18 protein-coding genes and 1 other annotated feature (1 of these 19 cut by a window edge) are annotated in these 17368 nt (G+C 26.9%); of the genes, 16 read left to right on the plus strand and 2 right to left on the minus strand.

The features are described from left to right. Positions 1-177 (plus strand) — a binding site (T-box leader) (it extends 77 nt beyond the left edge of the window). A gap of 133 nt (positions 178-310) precedes the next feature. The 14 genes from I4V51_RS08245 (at position 311) to I4V51_RS08310 (ending at position 13071) form a co-directional block, all read left to right on the plus strand. Beyond that, positions 311-862 carry a tryptophan transporter gene (locus tag I4V51_RS08245; protein ID WP_195987886.1) on the plus strand — a complete coding sequence of 184 codons (552 nt, stop codon included), beginning with the start codon at positions 311-313 and terminating at the stop codon, positions 860-862. 222 nt (positions 863-1084) lie between these two features. After that, positions 1085-1747: a hypothetical protein gene (locus I4V51_RS08250; RefSeq protein ID WP_195987887.1), complete on the plus strand. Its 663-nt coding sequence runs from the start codon at positions 1085-1087 to the stop codon at positions 1745-1747. A 19-nt stretch (positions 1748-1766) separates the two neighbouring features. Next, positions 1767-1979, plus strand: a complete 213-nt coding sequence (locus I4V51_RS08255; RefSeq protein WP_195987888.1) for a 4Fe-4S binding protein — start codon at positions 1767-1769, stop codon at positions 1977-1979. Between the two features lie 14 nt (positions 1980-1993). Next, entirely contained in the window at positions 1994-3064 is a 1071-nt protein-coding gene (locus tag I4V51_RS08260; RefSeq protein WP_195987889.1) for a 3-methyl-2-oxobutanoate dehydrogenase subunit VorB, read from the plus strand. Beyond that, positions 3061-3795, plus strand: a complete 735-nt coding sequence (locus tag I4V51_RS08265; RefSeq protein WP_195987890.1) for a thiamine pyrophosphate-dependent enzyme — start codon at positions 3061-3063, stop codon at positions 3793-3795. Before I4V51_RS08260 ends, I4V51_RS08265 begins: the two co-directional genes overlap by 4 nt. A gap of 21 nt (positions 3796-3816) precedes the next feature. Continuing rightward, a complete protein-coding gene (locus tag I4V51_RS08270; RefSeq protein WP_195987891.1) occupies positions 3817-4362 on the plus strand; it encodes a 2-oxoacid:acceptor oxidoreductase family protein in 546 nt (181 codons plus the stop codon). A 113-nt stretch (positions 4363-4475) separates the two neighbouring features. After that, the gene (locus I4V51_RS08275) at positions 4476-4889 is read left to right on the plus strand and encodes a hypothetical protein (RefSeq protein WP_195987893.1); all 414 of its coding nucleotides are present in this window, start codon (positions 4476-4478) and stop codon (positions 4887-4889) included. A 36-nt stretch (positions 4890-4925) separates the two neighbouring features. Next, positions 4926-5300, plus strand: a complete 375-nt coding sequence (locus I4V51_RS08280; RefSeq protein WP_195987894.1) for an ankyrin repeat domain-containing protein — start codon at positions 4926-4928, stop codon at positions 5298-5300. Between the two features lie 182 nt (positions 5301-5482). Next, entirely contained in the window at positions 5483-8677 is a 3195-nt protein-coding gene (gene pulA / locus I4V51_RS08285) for a type I pullulanase (RefSeq protein ID WP_195987896.1), read from the plus strand. A 122-nt stretch (positions 8678-8799) separates the two neighbouring features. After that, a complete protein-coding gene (locus tag I4V51_RS08290) occupies positions 8800-9765 on the plus strand; it encodes a DUF523 and DUF1722 domain-containing protein (RefSeq protein WP_195987897.1) in 966 nt (321 codons plus the stop codon). Positions 9766-9840: 75 nt separating this feature from the next. Next, complete coding sequence (locus I4V51_RS08295; protein WP_195987899.1) at positions 9841-10086, plus strand: DUF3243 family protein; 246 nt, start codon at positions 9841-9843, stop codon at positions 10084-10086. Positions 10087-10211: 125 nt separating this feature from the next. Then, positions 10212-11027, plus strand: a complete 816-nt coding sequence (locus I4V51_RS08300) for a TerC/Alx family metal homeostasis membrane protein (RefSeq protein ID WP_195987901.1) — start codon at positions 10212-10214, stop codon at positions 11025-11027. A 112-nt stretch (positions 11028-11139) separates the two neighbouring features. Beyond that, entirely contained in the window at positions 11140-12087 is a 948-nt protein-coding gene (locus I4V51_RS08305; RefSeq protein WP_195987903.1) for a hypothetical protein, read from the plus strand. 66 nt (positions 12088-12153) lie between these two features. Continuing rightward, a complete protein-coding gene (locus I4V51_RS08310) occupies positions 12154-13071 on the plus strand; it encodes an LD-carboxypeptidase (protein WP_195987904.1) in 918 nt (305 codons plus the stop codon). A 266-nt stretch (positions 13072-13337) separates the two neighbouring features. On the opposite strand, the gene I4V51_RS08315 is transcribed toward I4V51_RS08310, so the two are convergent. Then, positions 13338-14294 (minus strand): alpha/beta hydrolase, encoded by a 957-nt coding sequence (locus I4V51_RS08315; RefSeq protein ID WP_195987905.1) that lies wholly within the window; start codon positions 14292-14294, stop codon positions 13338-13340. Between the two features lie 189 nt (positions 14295-14483). Between I4V51_RS08315 and pyrE the strand changes: the two genes are divergently transcribed. Next, complete coding sequence (gene pyrE / locus I4V51_RS08320; protein ID WP_195987906.1) at positions 14484-15155, plus strand: orotate phosphoribosyltransferase; 672 nt, start codon at positions 14484-14486, stop codon at positions 15153-15155. Between the two features lie 46 nt (positions 15156-15201). On the opposite strand, the gene ilvA is transcribed toward pyrE, so the two are convergent. After that, positions 15202-16401 carry a threonine ammonia-lyase gene (ilvA, locus tag I4V51_RS08325; protein WP_195987907.1) on the minus strand — a complete coding sequence of 400 codons (1200 nt, stop codon included), beginning with the start codon at positions 16399-16401 and terminating at the stop codon, positions 15202-15204. Between the two features lie 226 nt (positions 16402-16627). On the opposite strand from ilvA, the gene I4V51_RS08330 reads away from it, so the two are divergent. Continuing rightward, positions 16628-17368, plus strand: a complete 741-nt coding sequence (locus tag I4V51_RS08330) for a pseudouridine synthase (RefSeq protein ID WP_195987908.1) — start codon at positions 16628-16630, stop codon at positions 17366-17368.

Here is a 17368-nt window from a genome sequence, read left to right on the forward strand (position 1 = left end):
AGACTTTATATGAATGGGCCTTAGAGAAGTAAAGGGAAAAGATATCTTAGTACCGGAAACCGTAACCTACACGTTATAGTAGGACAAGTATGATAGTACTTGGTTTTAAGTGATGAAATTTATTATTTATTTTTCATAAATTAGGTGGTACCGCGGATTATTTACTCCGTCCTATATTATAGGACGGAGTTTTTTTATTTATAATAATAAATCAATATTTAAGGAGGTGATTAATATGGTATGAACAATAGCTAAATCAAATATAAAATTTAAAACTCATAATTATTATTTAAATTCAGGAGGAATAAAAATGAAAAGAAATATGAATACAAAAAAAATGGTTATTAACGCTCTTCTTTTAGCTATAGGTGCTATATTACATCAAATTACTCCAGCTCTAGGGTTACCAATGCAACCGGATTTTGCATTAGCCATGCTTTTTATAATAATGATAATTAATAACAATGATTATAAAGCCTCAATAATTGCTGCAATAATCACAGGTGTATTTACTGCATTAACAACTAAATTTCCTGGCGGTCAGCTTCCTAATATGATAGATAAGATAGTTACTGTAAATTTAATGTATGTTATTTTACTATCTATAAATAAAATAACAGATTCTATAAAAATTAATGAAAGTATTAAGAAAAACTTATTAGTATTAATCAGTTTTCCACTTGGAACATTAATAAGCGGAAGTACCTTTTTACTATCAGCTCAATATATAGTTGGATTACCTGCTAAATTTTCAATACTATTTGTTACTATAGTAATTCCAGCTTTAATAATAAATACAATTGGTGGATTTATTCTTTATCAAACAATAAATATATCATTAAAACGAGTTATAAGAGCCTAAAATTTAAAAACACAGAATGTAAAATTATTACATTCTGTGTTTTTTTATATATTAAATCTAATATTTTTAATAATAATGGTACTATTTATTTAATTAGATAAAAATTACCACAATGTATTATCAACATAAAAAACATGTAAAAATACACTATAAAAACTTAAGCATATAATATTATATATAAACATATTTTGTCTTAACTATTTTTATAAGGTGAGGTGATTTATGAGTACAATTCATATAGTTACAGGAAATTTAGGAAGCGGCAAAACAGAATTTTCCATTAATTTAGCAATTAAAGAATCCCTTTCAAACAAAAAGACAGCTCTTATTGACATAGATATTGTTAATCCTTATTTTTGTTCTAGAGAATATATCGAAATGCTCACATCTTTATATAATATTACAGTTATAGCACCAAACCCCAAGTTAAATAACGCTGAACTTATGATAATGCCTTTTAATATAATTACTTGTTTAAAATCTAATTTTGATTCTATTATTATAGACGTTGGAGGAGACCTTGATGGAGTTAAAGCTCTAATTCAATTAAAAAACCAATTAAAAGATAACTATAAAATGTATTATATTTTTAATACCGCAAGACCTCAAACTAAAAACTATAATAATTCTATTTATCAAATAAAAGCATTTGAAAATTTATGTAATATGAAGGTAACAGATATAGTTTCTAATACTCATTATGGTTCAAACACTAGAATAACTGACATTATTTACGGAGATTCTCAATCTAAATTAATTTCACAAGCATTAAATATAAGTTATTCATATTTACTTTGCTTAAAAGAATTTATACCATCCGTTGAAAACCTTATCACTGTTGATATTTTTGAAATTACTAGAAAAGTAAAATTTCCATGGGATTAATTATATAGGAGGTTATTTAATGTTTAACGTTACTTTTAGAAAAGATAGATGCAAAGGTTGTGAGCTTTGTGTTAATTTTTGTCCCCAAAAAATAATTGATATGAATAAAAAAGTTAACGAAAGTGGTTACTATACTCCAATAATATCAGAAGAAAATAAAAATATGTGCATTGGTTGTTCTTGTTGTGCTAAAGTTTGTCCAGATTCTGCTATAAGTATAGAGAAAAATTAGGAGGATAGATAGCAATGAGTGAAAAGTTTCTTATGAAAGGTAATGAAGTTATAGGTGAAGCTGCTTTAAAAGCTGGCTGCAAATGCTTCTTTGGATATCCCATAACTCCTCAAACCGAAGTTTTAGCTTACTTATCCAAAGAAATGCCTAATAGAAGGCGTGTTTTTTTACAAGCAGAAAGTGAAATAGCTGCAATCAATATGATATATGGAGCAGCAGGAACTGGTGTAAGATGTATGACTTCATCTTCTAGTCCTGGTATAAGCTTAATGTCTGAAGGAATATCCTACTTAGTTGGTGCAAGGTTACCATGCGTAATTATTGATGTTGTTAGAGGTGGTCCAGGGTTAGGAGGAATTCAGCCTGCTCAAAGTGATTATTTTCAAGTAACTAAAGGTTTAAGTCATGGTGATTTTAATATTCCTGTTTATGCTCCAAATAGCGTGCAAGAAATTTATGATTTAATTCAAGAAGCCTTTGATGTAGCAGATATTTATAGAACTCCAGTTATGGTTATGGCTGATGGTATGCTAGGCCAAATAATGGAACCAATAGAATTTAAGGAAAGAGTTAAAAGACCTCTTCCTGAAAAATCATGGAAGGCTAATGGTTTAAAGGGAAGAAAATCTCATAATATAATAAATTCTCTTTATTTAGATCCTTTAGAGCTTGAAAACTTAAACACTGAACTTCAAAAGACTTATAGTATTATAGAAGAAAAAGAAGTTAAAGTTGAATTATATAATTGTGATGAAATTTGCGATTTAATACTAATAGCTTATGGAACAACATCACGAATATGTAAAACAGTTATTAAAGAAGCCAAGGAACTTGGACTAAATCTAGGTTTAATCCGCCCAATTACATTATGGCCATTTCCAACTGAAACAATAAGAAATACAGTTGCTAAAACAAAAAATGGATTTTTGTGCATTGAAATGTCCTGTGGTCAAATGGTTGAAGATGTACAATTAGCTGTAAATGGGAAATGTAACGTAAACTTCTACGGTCGAACAGGTGGAATAGTTCCTACTCCAGAAGAAATAATAAATTATATTAATTGTAATTGGGGGAGTACTAAATGAATAAAATTTATTCACCAACTAAAGGCTTAATAGATGTAAAAACACATTATTGTCCTGGGTGTGGACATGGAATAATTCATAAATTAATTGGCGAAGCACTCGAAGAATTAAATATTTTAGATATAAGCATTGCAGTTGCACCTGTTGGTTGTTCCGTTCTTGCATATAATTATTTTGCATGTGATGTTTTTGAGGCAGCTCACGGACGAGCTCCTGCCGTTGCAACAGGAATAAAGAGAGCTAATCCTGACAAAGTAGTATTTACCTACCAAGGAGATGGTGATTTAGCTGCTATAGGAATCGCTGAAATAATCCATGCTGCCGCAAGAGGTGAAAACATAGTAACAATATTTGTTAATAATTGTATTTATGGCATGACAGGAGGACAAATGGCGCCAACATCTCTTCCTGGGCAAATTACAGAAACAAGCCCTTATGGAAGAGATGTTAAAACACAAGGAAATCCATTAAAAATGTCAGAAATAATATCAGTTATTGATGGAGTTTGCTATGTAGAAAGAACTGCAATAAATAGTATAGCAAATATAAATAAAACTAAAAAGGCAATAAAAAAAGCCTTTCAAAACTCAATAAGCAAAAAAGGATTTTCATTTATAGAGGTTCTTTCTATTTGTCCAACCAATTGGGGGCTAACCCCTATAGATTCAATGAAATGGCAAACTGATAATATGATTCCTTTTTATCCTTTAGGAATAAAAAAAAATATTTAATAGGGGAGGTAAATAAATCCTATGTATAAAATCATTTTTGCTGGATTTGGTGGTCAAGGTATACAAACTATGAGTAAATTCTTAGCCTATTCAGCTATGGACAATAATTTAAACGTTTCATGGTTGCCTTCTTATGGACCAGAAATGAGAGGTGGTACATCTAACTGTTCTGTGATATTGGGTAAGGATGAAGTAGCATCCCCAATAATAACTCATGCTGATGCTATTATAATAATGAATAATCCCTCATTAGAAAAATTTCAATCATATTTAAAAAAAGATGGGTTACTAATTATAGATAGTAATTTAGTTACTATAAATACTAATAGAGATGATGTTAAAATAATAAAAGTTCCTTGTGATGATATTGCTACTAGCATAGGAAATAAATCACTAGCTAATATGATTTTATTAGGAAGTTTAATTAACTTAACTAATTTAGTTCCTCTAGATTCACTAATAAATTCTATTAAGCTACATGGAAAACCTAAATATTATGACCTAAATAAACTTGCACTAAATACAGGTTATACTTTTATTAATGATAATATTAACATTTGTTGTTGATATTTATCATTTATTTTGTTAAATTATAAATAAGATTTTTAAATTTAATACCTTCTACAAAATCAACTTGATTTTTGTAGAAGGTAAATTAAAACCCAGGAGGAAACATAATAATGTATATTGCATTTGGAAATAGAGTTTTAGATAGTAAGGATATAAAAAATATAATTGAAGAAAATACTGAATTTAAAGTTGTAAAAGATATGAGTAAAGGCTCTAAAAGAGAAGATATAGTTGCTTTTAATTTAAGTGTAAGCATCGATACATTAAATGAAGAAATAGAAGAAAGTGTTGATATTAATGAGTTAGATGAAGATGCTTTATTTGATGAATATATGGCATCTACAGAGGAATTAGGTTTTGAACTTGAAGAATACCTACCAGAGGACTCTATAATAGATTTTAAAGCTTATAAGTGGGAACCTTCTGATAATGATATAAAAGCTGTTTTGGTAATGGCTAACGAAGAGCTAGGATATAATAAGCTTAAAGATGTAATGAGAAGATTATTGACTCAAGTTGAGTAAATAAAATATATTAAATAATTAAAGGAATGTTTAAAAGTGTTTAAATTGAAAACAAGTGATATTATTAAAGCAACACAAAATAATGATTATAAAGTGGTAAAAAGCCTTATAAAGGTTTCTAATATTGACTATAGAGATAAGGATGGTAAAACTGCTTTATTTTATGCTGTTTTAGAACACAATATTGATTTATGTAGTTTGCTTATAGAAGAAGGTGCTAATCTTTATATAAAAGATGATAGAAATTTAATGGCTATTCATTATGCGGCTTTATGTAATAATGATGACATAATAAACCTTTTTTATGAACATGACTTTAAATATTCTCTAGATAAAATAAAAAATGAAATTATGGATATAGAAATTAAAGATAAACGTATTTTCCTTAAATTTCTAAAAAAACTTTTTTAAAATAAAACAAGATAAACACTTCCTTTAGTGTCTTATCTTGTTTTTTTTGTGATTTTTAATATGAAAAATGCTCAAAAAAATGTTACAATAAATGTATACTATGGTTAAATATATATTATTTTCTTGCTTTTGATGTATTATAAATTTAATTTTAGGCTAGAATTATATGGCGGGGTGTTTATATGAAAAGTACAGATTTTATTGAGAAATTTGAAATAAATAATAATGATAAGGGTATTTATTCTGTAGATTTATGTCCTATATCTAACACAATACGATTCACAGCAAAATATGATGGCTGTATTTATGCATATGTTGTTGGAGATTTTAATGCTTGGGAAAAATCTGAAGCATATAAATTAAACTGGCAAGTAGATACAAATGATGGCTCCTTAAAAATGATAAAAGAAATTAAATTTCCAAATGGGCTTAAACCCGGAAAGTATAGATATAAATATATATTAATTGATTGTAACGGAAATGAAATATGGATAGATTCGGAAGGAAGTGAAAAAAACAGCTTTAGTTTCATGTGGGAAAAGGTAAATGATACATTAAAAATTTACTCATCAAATAATATAGTGACTTACAAAAGACCTGTTGAGCTAATAGGTGTGTGTACAGGATTATACGGAAGAATGTCACTACCAGAAATGACATGGTATTTAGAAGATGAAATTGATGGAGCAAAAATTGAAAATGGATATTTAATCGTAAATAATAATATACCAGAAGGTACTGAAATAATTATTTGTGGAAAAGCTATTGATAAAGATTTAATTGCAACAAAGAAAATAATAGTGGAAGATAATAAATATGTTGGTACATTAGTACATTTCTATTTAGAAGATAATAATTATCAAGGTCATGATTACATTTGGAATTGTTGGTTATTTGGAGAAAATTGTTCTGGTGAAGAAAGCGATTTTAATTTCAATACAGATTACGGCTTTGCATCATATGTGAAAGAAGATTATTTAATTATTAGAAAAAAACAATGGGGAAATAACTGGATAAACTATTGGGCTGAGCAAACTAATACTTATGATTTAAAAGGACTATACAAAGACGTATATATAATATATGGAGATCCACGAAGATATACTTCTCTAAAATCAGCAATAATAGCAAATCAAACAAATATAAAATTTGCAGTTATAGACGACCATAATAAAGTAAAGGTTTATCTTTCAAGTGAGCCTTTATTAGGACTTGATTTTCACTTATATCTAAATGGTGAAAAGATTGAAGGTACCTCTTCTATAATTAGAGGAAAAGAAGTAATAATAACTAATATCCCTAGACACATACGTGCAAATGATTTACTTTTGGTTTCTGCATCTAATGCTTATAGACCATATAAAGTTTTATTTAGAAACTATTTAGATAAATTTTATTATTCAAAAGAAGACTTGGGAATAGTTTATTTAAATAATGCAATTTCTTTTAAACTTTGGGCTCCAACTAGTTATAAAGTTGAACTGTTACTATATAAGGAATGGTATATTAAAGAAGAGGATGAGTATATTAGTTACCCTATGATATATGACTATAAAACAGGAGTGTATACTACTGTTGTAAATAAAGATGATGCAAATGAAATGTATTATTTATATAAGATATACTTTAAAGATGTAGATATGAATGGAAATATATGTGATAAAATAACATATGCAATAGATCCTTATGCAACTTCTGTTTGCGTAAATGGCGATAAAGGGTATGTAATAGATATAAATGATAAGCTTACAAAACCTTATGGATTTATTAATCATAATATTCCTGAATTAAAAAGAAAAGATGACTCTATTATATATGAAATGCATATTAGAGACTTTACAATTGATGAAAGCTCTGGAGTAAATGATAGCTTAAAAGGTACTTATTTAGGTGCTGTACAGGAAAATACAGTATTCAAAGATGTTTATACTGGTAAAACTGTAAAAACCGGACTAGATCATTTAATAGAACTAGGCGTAACCCATGTTCATTTAATGCCAGTTTTTGATTTTGGGTCAGTAGATGAACGTTTTCCAAGTTCAAACAATAGAAACTGGGGATATGATCCTAAAAACTTTAATGTGCCAGAAGGAAGTTATTCAACAAATCCATATAATCCAATAACAAGAATTATTGAATTAAGAGAAATGATTATGAAATTCCATGAAAAAGGAATAAGAGTTGTTATGGATATGGTCTATAATCATATGATGGGAACTATGAATATGGATAACATTGTACCTGGATATTACTTTAGAACTGATTATCTTGGAAGATTTACTAATGGCTCTGGTTGTGGAAATGAACTAGCAACTGAAAGACCAATGGTAAGAAAATTTATAATTGATTCATGTATGCATTGGATAAAAAATTATAAAATTGATGGAATTCGTTTTGATTTAATGGAATTATTAGATATAAATACTACTAAAGAAATAGTTCGTAAATCTCGTAAATTTGATTCAAACTTTTTGATTTATGGCGAACCATGGAAGGGTGGAAGCTCACCTTTAATGAATGGTACATTTAAAGGCTCACAAAGAAATGAAAATTTTTCTGTTTTTAATGATACATTTAGGGATTCAATTAGAGGAGATAATAATCCATCAAATGGATTTATAAACGGAAATCAGCATAATGCAATTTGTAATTGGAATATAATTGAGGGATTAAAAGGTTCTATTTATACCTTAACTTCAAACCCAAATGAAAGTATAAATTATGCTGATGCCCATGATAACTATACCCTTTGGGATCAAATAGAAAAAAGTCAAAATCAAGCTCTAGCTAGAGGCAACTATAGAAAAAATTTAAGCATTTATCCATTTAATAATTCCTATGTAAGACAAAATATATTAGGATTATCAATACTATTTACAGCTCAAGGAATTCCATTTATTCAATATGGTGCTGAATTATTAAAAACAAAACAAGGTGATCATAATAGTTACAAAAGTAATGATGAAATAAACTCTATAAAATGGAGTGATAAAAATAAATTTATAGAAGTATTTAACTATATTAAAGGATTAATATCTATAAGAAAAAGCTTACCATATTTTAATATAGGAAATTCAGATATTATAAAAAATAAAGCAAAATTTATTTTTGCTAATAATGAAAGCAGTGGGGTTATAATAAATCATATTGATCTAAGTGAATTTGATAAAGGTGAAGCTGTTGTTATTTATAATGCTACAAGTATTGATGATTATGATGTTAATGCATATATACCACCTTCAAAAACTGGATATTGGAACATTATCGCTAATGATAATACTGCTGGGTTAAATATATTAAAAAAAGTTAAATTAAATGAAATTCCTAAATTAAAATCATTCTCTATAATTATTCTATGTAATAAAATGAATATATAATTTATTTATTAGCAGCACTATAAAATATTTTATAGTGCTCTTTTCTTTCTAATGTTCTTTTGTATAAATAATATAGATTAAACAAAAAATACTTATACAAGCACTAGAAAGGATAGATATTAATGCTAAATACTGATAAACCAATTATAGTAATAAGTAAATGCTTAGGGTTTGAAAGTTGTAAATATAACGGAAATATAGAAGAAAATGAATTTATAGATAAACTAAAAAAGTATGTAGAGGTTATTCCAATTTGTCCAGAGGTAGAATGCGGCTTAAGTACTCCAAGAAATCCTGTTAGGATAGTTGAAATAGACAATAAAAAGGAGTTAATTCAACCTAATGAAAATAGATATATAACAAACGATATGATAAACTTCTCCAAAAAATTTATAAATAAATTAGAGTTTGTAGATGGTTTTATATTTAAATGCAAATCTCCATCCTGTGGAGTTAAAGATGCCAAAGTTTATACCACTATTGAAAAAGGTAGAGCTATAAGAAGAGACAAGGGGATTTTTGCAGAAGCTGTCATGCAACACTTCCCATATATTCCTATCGAAGATGATGGGAGATTAACAAACTTCAAAATACGTGAGCATTTTTTAGCTAGAATTTTTATATTATGTGATTTTAGAATATCAAAAAACACTCTTAATTTTGAAAGTTTAAGAAAATTTCATTTAAAAAATAGTTTATTATTTTTATCATATAGTCAAAAATATTCTAGAGCTCTTGATGATCTTATTTATAAAGATAATATTGAAAATTTAGAAACATTATTTAAAGAATATGAATTTTATCTTCATAGATTATTAGAAAAAGCTCCTCGATATACATCTAATATTAATGTTTTATTAAAATCTTTAGATCAGTTTAACGATAAAATAACTTCAGATGAAATGCAATTCATTTGGAGTACTATAGATAAATATAAAAATGGATATGTACCATTTTCTGTCCCTTTATACTTAGTTAAAAGTTATATTATTAGATTTGATCTTAATCATCTAGTTGATCAAACCTTTTTTATGCCATATCCTGAAGATTTAGTATTAGTTAATGATTCTGGAAAGTTAATTCATTAATATAAATTGTTTATTTGTGAATATAAAATTTAGTTATTTAAATACTAAATATATAATTAAGAGGAGGATTTTTAAATGAATAATACTAATTTCGATACGTTGAAGGAAGCAGTAAACAAAGAGCTAAATGCTAACAGCAAGCTAGGTGTGTTACATAATACAATTACTGAAAGTGTAGGTTATTTTTTATCTAACAATATTCAAACCTCTAACAACGAAGAAAATTTATTAAAAGAGCTTTGGAATGTAGCAAATTCTCATGATAAACATGTATTAGCAAAGCTAGTTGTTAAAATTACTCAAAATGATTCTTTATACTAATATTTTACTAGTAAGATTAAATTTAAAATTTAATCTTACTTTTTTATTATCATTAACTATAAATAAATTTATATATCAAATCATATAATTATTCTGTGAATTAATTTAATATAAGGAGAAGTATTTTGAGAGCAAGAAGTGCATTAAGAAATTTTATACTGTGGGCGAGTCTAGCCTTTATAGTTAATGTATTAATTTATTTTATTTTTGGAGCAGATTATGGACTTGAATTTTTAGGTGGATACATAATTGAATTAAGTTTGAGTGTGGATAACTTATTTTTATTTTTAATTATATTTACATCCTTTAATATACCTATGGAATATCAAAAAAGAGTCCTTACGTATGGTATTATAGGTGCTGTAATATTAAGATTCATATTTATTTTTCTAGGAGTTGCAATAATCAGTAAATTCAGTTGGATTTTATATATTTTTGGTTTTTTCTTATTCTGTAGTGGATTAAAAATATTATTTAATAAAGATGAAGCAGTAGATTTTTCAAAAAGTAAAATTCTAAATATAATGAAACGTTTAATTCCAGTTACAAACGAATTACATCATGAAAAATTCTTTGTTAGAATTAATGGAGTTCTACATGCAACTCCATTATTGCTAATTTTAGTATTAATTGAAAGTTCTGATATAATTTTTGCTTTAGATTCTATTCCTGCTATATTTTCTATAACAACCAATCCTTATATTGTATATACATCAAATATTTTTGCTATATTGGGATTAAGAAGTCTTTATTTTTTACTAGCAAAATTAAATAGTATGTTTCGTTATATAAAATATGGTGTAGCTTTTATTTTAATTTTTACTGGTATAAAGTTATTTATTGCATTTTGGGGTATTAATATCTCAACAGTAGTATCATTATTAATTATTGCAATTATTTTATTGAGTAGTATTTTATTTTCTCTAATAAAAAGTAATTAATTTGTGTATTTAGAATACTATATATAAGTATTATAGCTTTCTAAAATTTATTAACTATATAATTATAAGGCATTATGATATTGTCTAAAACGCTATAAGGAGGTAATATCTTTTGAGTGATGCTCTTGATTTACTTATTTATCTTGATGAAGCTCTAACTAAGAATTTAAACTCTTTAGTTATAGATGGATATATTGAAAAAAGAACCTCTAGATTTATAGAAGATAGAACCTTAAATGCCAAAACAGGAACTGAAGGAACTAACCAACATTATGGTGAAGATAGATGCATAAGGGATGAACGTGATGGTTATAAAGGTAAAAACTTTACAGAGGCTGATACTGTAACAACAATAAATAGAGATAATCAATCTTTAGAAGGTAGGCGATTTGTAAGACGTGAAGAAGAATTAACTCGTATATATACAACCTTTGAAATACATCAACAATTACTTCAAGGACTAAATGAATCAAACTTAATCAAAGAGTTTAATAATAGTAGTTATTTAGGCTCTAATATAAATTCCGGTGACTATGTAAAACTTAGTGGACAAATTTCTAATGAATCTATGGTTTCTTATATAGATAGTTTATCAAATTTATTATCATGTATTGGAATAGATAATTTAAACTCATATTGTAAATCTATAAAAAGCACTAATAGTTCATTTGTAAATTATGATATAATGTATAAACAAGTCAGTTATTTGCAATCACTTTTAACAAATAATAATAGTCAAGATATGATTGTAAAATGTGGTGATATGGATGTTGTATTAACTGTAAATAATAGCAATTTCATCAGCACCTATGCAAATATTTATGATAGTGCAGATTGTCCTTGTACAATAATAGGAAAAGTCATTAGAAAATGTGATTCAAACCAATGTATTCATTTATTAAGGAAGTCTGGACAACCTAATTTTTATGAAAATTTCCTTAATTGCTGTTCTCCTCTTATGGAAAATATATCAAATTTAGGTATTTATTTGCCAGAACAACCTCGATTTAAAATTCCAGGAGAGGCACTGCTTTTAATTCCAATAAGTATGTTAATTTAAATTTATTCTAAAATAATAACTATAAATAATATACTAAAGTATATTATTTATAAAAGGATGATAATAATGATTAAACCAAAACCATTACAACAAGGTGATAGCGTTGCTATAATAGCACCAGCAAGTCCTGTTGATAAAACTTTAATAGATAAATGTGTTAGCTCATTAAAAGATCTAGGATTAGAAGTTGTAGTTGGAACGAGCTGTCTATCAGATCACGGATTTTTATCTGGTACTGATGATATCAGAGCTAATGATATAAATCGTATGTTCGCAGATAAGAATATAAAAGGAATATTTGCAATTAGAGGGGGTTACGGATGTGCTAGATTATTAGATCTTATAGATTTTAAGATGATAAAAAAAAATCCAAAGATTTTTGTAGGATATAGTGATATTACAGCACTTCATATTGCTATTAATCAAAAAAGTAAACTTATCACATATCATGGTCCAATGGTTTCAACCGAACTAATAAAAGGATTAGATGAGTATAGTGCTGATTATTATAAAAGGTTTCTTTTCTCAAAGGAAAATATAAACGAAATCTTTAACCCTATTGGGTGTAATCTTGAAGTTATTAGTCATGGTATAGCTAACGGGCAACTTATAGGTGGAAATTTATCATTAGTTTGCTCTTCATTAGGAACTAAGTATGAAATAAATACAAAAAATAAAATACTATTTTTAGAAGAGGTAGACGAAACTCCCTACAAAATTGATAGAATGCTACTTCATCTAAAACAATCTGGTAAATTTAAAGATGCAAGCGGTATTATTTTAGGATCATTCACCAATTGTATTGCATCGGCTAACAAAAAAAGTTTATCATTAGAAGAAGTTTTTAATGAAATTATTTTACCATTAAAGAAACCAACTATAAGCAAATTAGTTTGCGGACATTGTCTTCCAACTTTAACACTTCCTTTAGGTTCAAATGTTATTCTAGATGCTAATGAAAAGAGAATTAAACTAATTCACTAATCACTATTTTTCTTAGTTCCATCCCTTAAAGTTAACGATTCCTGCTACAAATTTATATGACAAATCGTTAACTTTAGGGTACACTTTAAATTGTAGACTTAAGCTTTAAAGACAGTTCTCGATAAAATTTAATGATATCATCGTAAGAAATTATGTTACTTACTGGAGTTTATATGGTTAATTTTCTACATCTAAGATTTAGTTGATACTTTAATTATTATATTTACTTATAAAATTATTAAGTCAGCCTATTTTAAAAACTATTTTCAAGAGGTTTCTTTTAATATATAATCAACAATTTTCATGTATAAATTTAGAGCATCTGTACTTGATAAGTTCTCTAAATAATGAGTACAATTTTGCAAGGTATATAACTCAAAGTTATTTTCATATTTTAATGCAGTTTCATATAATTCCACAGAAGTTTCATAGGGTACTATATCATCCTTTAAACTATGAATTATAAGTGTATCTGGCAAATCACTTCTTATGTATTCAATAGGACTAAATTCATTTGATATCCTTTCTATATCATTATCAGTAAACTTTTTAACAACCTCTTCTGGACCAGCAGATAAATTTACTTTACTTAATCTAGCGGGACCAAATAGATCAATTATATATTTCACTTTAGAAGAATAATTTTTTAATGTTCTATCACCAATAAATTCCCCATCATCTGAAAAAGCTGCCATCATAGAAAGTTGAGCACCAGCTGAAGGACCTATCATTCCTATATTATTTACATCAAAATTATACTTATCTTTATTTTTATAAATCCATCTTATTGTATCCTTAACATCTGATATTTGTTCCTCTAAAATTACTTCATCATCCATTAGCTCATATGATGTACTTATTACTGCATATCCCTCATCCTTTAGCAACTCAATAATAGACTCAATAGCAGATGGAATTACCTTATCTCCATACATCCATCCATTTCCGAATACATATATAATTACTGGAGTAGGTTTATCTGAATCTTTACTTGTATATATATCTAACTTTAACTCTTTATTGCCCCTTTTTTTATATACTATATCTTTATATGTTATATCTTTTATTGGTTCATTATAAAAATCACTTGATACAGTAGGTAAACTACTACTTAATTTTATAATTTCAAAGAAAAATTTCATTTTTTTTGCTTGAGTAAGTGAAATAATTAATATTAAGGTAATAGTACATATGATAATTCCTATTTTTTTTCTTTTTTTCATAGTTACCTCCTAAAATAAAGCAATAAATTATTATTTATATAATAAAACTTATATTTTAAAATTATTGACACATTGAAAGTATAATAACCATAAATATAAAATAATAATTTGAAATATTTATTAGCTTTTTTTTCCGAATAATGTTACAATATTTAAGAAAAATATACATATTTAGAGGAGTTGTTTTCTATGCAAAAATACAAAGAAGAATTTATTGAATTTATGGTAAGAAGTAATGTTTTAAGATTTGGAGAATTTGTTACAAAAAGCGGACGTCAAACACCATTTTTTATTAATACAGGAAACTATACTACAGGAGAACAACTTGAAAAATTAGGTGAGTTTTATGCTAAAACTATAAATGAGCGTATTGGCTCTGATGTAGACGTATTATTCGGACCAGCTTACAAAGGAATTCCATTAACTGTTACCACAGCTATATCTATGAATAAGCTATATGGCGCAAATGTTGAATATTGTTCAAATAGAAAAGAAGTTAAAGATCATGGTGAAGGTGGAATTTTACTTGGTGCTAAACTTGATAGCACAAAGAAAGTGGTTATAGTTGAAGATGTTATGACTGCAGGAACTTCAATTTACGAAACAGCACCAATTTTAAAAGCTCAAGGAGATGTTGAAATTGCTGGATTAGTAATATCTGTAGATAGAATGGAAAAGGGTAGAGGAGAGCAATCTGCACAAGCCGAAATAAAAGAAGCATTCGGAATTACAACTTATCCTATAGTTACAATGGCTGAAGTTGTTGAATATTTATATAATAGGGAAATTGATGGAACTATTTATATTGATGATAAAATAAAAGCTGCTATAGCTGATTATTATACAAAATATGGTGTTTAATAAAATAATAAAGTCGGCAAGTTAAATTGCCGACTTTTAATGTATTTTAATACATAACTCTAATAGAATACTTTTCTCTTTCAAATGAATTAATTACTTTTTCAATATGCTCATGACCATTAGTCTCTACTGTAACTTCTAATAGTACATTATGAATTCTGTTTATTGCCTTAAACTGATTATGTTCAAGTTTCACTACATTAGCGTTTTCTTTTGCTAAAATTTCTGATATTTTTAACAATTCACCTGGTACATTTTTAAGTTCAATTGAGAAACAAAATAATCTCCCTTTCGAAACAAGTCCATTATTTATTAATGTTGAAATTGTAAGCATATCAATATTTCCACCACTTAATATGCAACATACTTTTTTATTTTTTACTTTTAATTTCTTTAATGCAGCTAAAGTTACAACTCCTGATGCTTCAGCCACTAATTTATGTTTTTCAATAAGTAAAAGGAATGCATTTACAATATCATTTTCTGAAACTGTTATAATATCATCCACATATTCTCTAACAATTTCAAAAGTTTTACTACCAGGTGTTTTAACTGAAATACCATCAGCAATTGTATTAACACTATCTAATGTACAAATTTTATCCCTCTTTATACTTAAAGCCATTGAAGGTGCTCCTTCAGCTTGAACACCTATTATTTTTATATTTGGATTTAGAGATTTAGCAGCAACACTTATACCTGAAATTAATCCTCCTCCACCAATAGGAACAAGTATATAATCCAAATCATTAATTTCTTCAAAAATTTCTAATGCAATTGTCCCTTGGCCACAAATTACATCAATATCGTTAAAAGGGTGTATAAAAACCTTTCCTTCTTCTTCCTCTATAGTTTTTGCTTTAACAAAAGCATCGTCATAACACTTTCCATGTAGTATTATATTTCCCCCATAATTTTTAGTTGACTCAACCTTCAGATATGGAGTAGTTTCAGGCATAACAATACTTGACTTTACCCCCATTAAAGAAGATGCATATGCAACTCCTTGAGCATGATTACCAGCAGATGAACAAATAACCCCTTTAGCTTTTTCCTCTTCAGATAAAGAAATAATTTTATTTAAAGCCCCTCTAAGCTTATAGGCACCAGTTAATTGTAGATTTTCACATTTCATGTATACTTCATTATTACTACTGTTACTAAATACATTACTATATAATAATGGTGTTTTAGTAACAACATCTTTTATATTTTTTCTTGCTTCCTTTATTTTTTCTAGATACATAAATATAGCCTCCCTTTTCAATGTGTAACTTTAAGCAGATTTTCTAATATATATATTTTATCACATAAATATACAATTATCGATTTTAATTTTATAATTGCTTTCTAAATTAAAAATGTTAATACAAATAATTTATATTAATATCATAAACCTATAAATATTTAGTTGTATTAATGAAATATAAACTATATAATTACTTTGAATATTAAGAGACGGAGTGAATAAAATGGAAGAAAGATTACAAAAGTATATGGCTAGATGTGGTGTGGCTTCTAGAAGAAAGTGTGAAGAAATAATTTTACAAGGAAAAATTAAAGTAAATGGTAATATAATAAAAGAAGTTGGATCTAAAATTGATCCTGAAAAAGATATTGTAGAATATAATGATAACATTATAAAAGTAGAAGAAAAAAAGATCTATATAATGCTTAATAAGCCTGAAGGTTACATAACATCGGCTAAAGATGAGAAGGGAAGAAAAACTGTCTTAGATATAGTAAATGTTGAAGAAAGAATATATCCAATAGGTAGATTGGATTACGATAGTTCTGGATTACTATTATTAACAAATGATGGTAGTATTTATAATAATATAATTCACCCTAGAGTATCAATCAAGAAAAACTATATAGCTGTATGTAGAGGTAAGTTCACCGAAAGTGATATTAAGCATTTTAAAAAAGGTATAGATATCGGTGGTTATGTTACTGCCGAAGCAGATATTGAAGTAATATCTGAAGAAAAAAGATTTAATAAAAGAACTAATAAAGATGAAATTTTATCAACTGTTGAAATTTCCATTCATGAAGGTAAGAACAGACAAATTAGAAGAATGTGCTCTTCATTAAATCATGAAGTTATAAGCCTTAAAAGAGTTTCAATAGGTAATATAAAGTTAGGTTATCTAAAAAAGGGAGAATGGAGAAACCTAACTGATAGTGAATTAAACTATATTAGAAGTTTATAG

It is taken from the genome of Clostridium sp. D53t1_180928_C8 (assembly GCF_015667795.1).
GTDB lineage: Bacteria > Bacillota > Clostridia > Clostridiales > Clostridiaceae > Clostridium.